The organism is Corallococcus sp. Z5C101001 (assembly GCF_007352635.1).
In the GTDB taxonomy this organism is placed as follows: Bacteria; Myxococcota; Myxococcia; order Myxococcales; family Myxococcaceae; genus Corallococcus; species Corallococcus silvisoli.
The window spans coordinates 1-2,867 of sequence record NZ_VKLU01000041.1; the positions used below are offsets into that span (position 1 = coordinate 1).

Annotated in this window: 1 protein-coding gene; it reads right to left on the reverse strand. The window is 68.2% G+C overall.

Annotation, left to right across the window (positions count from 1 at the left end; translation table 11 throughout):
• Positions 1–2,867, reverse strand: a 2,867-nt coding sequence (locus FOF48_RS36085; protein ID WP_143909540.1) for a condensation domain-containing protein, incomplete at both ends; no start/stop codon positions are given.

Below are 2,867 nucleotides of genomic sequence, written 5' to 3' on the forward strand. Positions count from 1 at the left end.
GGCCCGTAGAGGTTGAAGAGCTTGAGGACGGAGGGCAGGGAGTAGACCTGCTTCGCGAGAGTCTCCGGCAACGCCTCCCCGGCGAGGTTGACGACGCGGACGGAGGGAGGGACGGCGCCGAGGCGAAGCAGTTGCGCCATGGCGGAGGGGACGGTGTTGACGAGGGTGACGTGAGAGGCGGTGGGGAGTTCCGCGAGGTGGAGGGCGTTGCGAGCCATCACCACGGCCCCGCCGCAGGAGAGAGGAGCGAAGAGCTCGAAGACGGAGAGGTCGAAGTTGAGGCTGGTGGCGGCGAGGACGCCCTTCATCTCGTCGAGGGAGAAGGTGTCGAGGGCCCAGGAGAGGAAGGAGACGGCGTTGCCATGGGAGATGGCGACGCCCTTGGGGCGGCCGGTGCTGCCGGAGGTGTAGATGAGGTAGGCGAGGTTGCCAGCAGCCACTTCGACGTCGGGAGCGGAGGTAGGCAGCGAGGCCAGCTCCGAATCCGTGTCGAGGCAGACGGCGGTGGCCGTGGTTTCGGGCAGAGCGGAGAGGAGGTGGGAATGAGCGACGAGGGCGGGGCCCTGCGCATCCTCCAGCAACCAGCCCAGGCGCTCGCGGGGGTAGGTGGGGTCCAGGGGGACGTAGGCACCACCGGCCTTGAGGATGCCGAGAGCGCCGATGAGGAGGTCCTCGGTGCGCTCGACGCAGAGGCCGACGCGGACTTCGGGGCCGACGCCAAGTGAGCGGAGGCGGTGGGCGAGCTGGTTGGCCTTCGCGTCGAGCTGACGGTAGGTGAGGCGGTGCTCCGGGGTGAGGACGGCGAGCGAGTCCGGAGTGCGGCGCACCTGGGCTTCGACCAGGGCGTGGATGCTGGCCTCGTACTGTGTCCTCAGTGCGGGAGGATTCCAGTCGAGGAGGAGCTGCTGGCGCTCAGGGGAGGTGAGCAGAGGCAGGTCCATGAGGCGGGAGTCGGGCTTCGAGGCGATGGCCTCGAGCAGCACGCCGAAGTGGCCAGCCATGCGCTGGATGGTCGACGCCTCGAAGAGCGATGTGGCGTACGCCATCGCACCGACCAGACCGTCACGGCTCTCCGTCAATCCCAGTGAGAGATCGAACTTGGCGAAGTGTGCTTCCAGTGGGAGTGCCTGGAAGGACAGGCCCGGCAGGCGCAGCGCCTCGGTGGGCGTGTTCTGCAAGACGAACATGGCCTGGAAGAGGGGACTGCGGCTCAGGTCGCGAGTGGGCTGAACGGCTTCGACGAGCCTCTCGAAGGGCAGGTGCTGGTGCTCGTAGGCGGCGAACGTGGTGCCGCGCACCTGAGCCAACAGCTCACGGAACGTCGCGCGTGGATCCAGGCGGGAGCGAAGGACGAGGGTGTTGACGAAGAAGCCGATGAGGCCCTCGGTCTCGGCCTGGGTGCGGCCGGCGATGGGCGTGCCCACGCTGACGTCGTCCTGCGCGGAGTAACGCGACAGGAGGACCTGGAAGGCGGCGAGCAGCGCCATGAAGGGCGTGGCGCCTTCACGTTGAGCCAGGGCCTTGAGCGCATCGGAGACCCTGGCGGAGACGCGCACGTCCACCTTGGCGCCGCGGTGCGATTGCACGGGAGGGCGACGGTGGTCGGTGGGCAGCTCCAGCGCGGCGGGTGCTCCGGACAACTGCTGCTTCCAGTACTCAATCTGCGCGTCCAGGGTTTCACCCTGGAGCCACTGGCGCTGCCACGTCGCGAAGTCGGCGTACTGCACGGGGAGGGGCGCGAGGCCCGGCTCCTGGCCCTCATGGAACGCCGCGTACAGCGCGATGAGTTCGCGGACGAGGACGCCCATGGACCAGCCGTCGGAGACGATGTGGTGCATCGTCACGAGCAGCAGGTGCTCCTCTCCGCCCAGACGCACCAGGGTGGTGCGCAGCAGCGGGCCCGTGGCGAGTTGGAAGGGCCGTCGTGCTTCCGCGGCGGCCAACCGCTGGGCTTCGTCCCTCCGATCCGCATCCGGAACGGTGGTGAGGTCTACGACCGTCAGCGTCCATCCGTTGGGTGCGTGGACGCGTTGCACGGGCTGGCCCTGATGCTCGTTGAATGTGGTGCGCAGGGCTTCGTGACGCGCGACCAGCGCTTCGAAGGCATGGCGCAGGGCCTCCACGTCCAGGTGTCCGGAGAGCTGGAGCGCGGTGGGGATGTTGTAGGACGCGTCCTCCGGCTGGAGTTGATCCAACAGCCACAGGCGCTGCTGAGCGAAGGACAGCGGCAGCGAGCCCTCGTGCGAGACAGGGGTGAGCTTGGGGGCGCGGTGGCTGGTGCTCCCGGACAGTCGCTTCGCCAGGGCCTCCACCGTTGACGACTCGAAGAGCGCGCGGAGGGGGAGTTCCACGTTGAACTCGGAGCGGACGCGAGACACCACCTGGGTGGCGAGGAGGGAGTGTCCGCCGAGATCGAAGAAGGAGTCCCGCACCCCGACACGGGCAACCTTCAGCACTTCGGCCCAGATGGAAGCGAGAGAGGCCTCTGCTTCGGTGCGAGGAGCCACATAGGAGTGAGTGGCCTGGGGCGCTTCTGGCTCGGGGAGGGCCTTGCGGTCGACCTTGCCGTTGGAGTTGAGGGGCAGGGCGTCGAGCACGAGGAAGGCGGAGGGCACCATGTACTCGGGGAGGCCGAGGCGCAGGTGAGCCTTGAGGGAGTCGATGTCGAGAGAGTGGCCCTCGCGAGGGGTGACGTAGGCGACGAGGCGCTTGTCGGCAGCTTCGCCCCTGGCGATGACGACAGCGTCCTTGAGGCCGGTAGCGCGGCGGAGCGCTGCTTCGATTTCACCGAGCTCGATGCGGAAGCCGCGCACCTTCACCTGGAAGTCGATGCGGCCGAGGTATTCGAGGCGGCCGTCAGGGCGGTA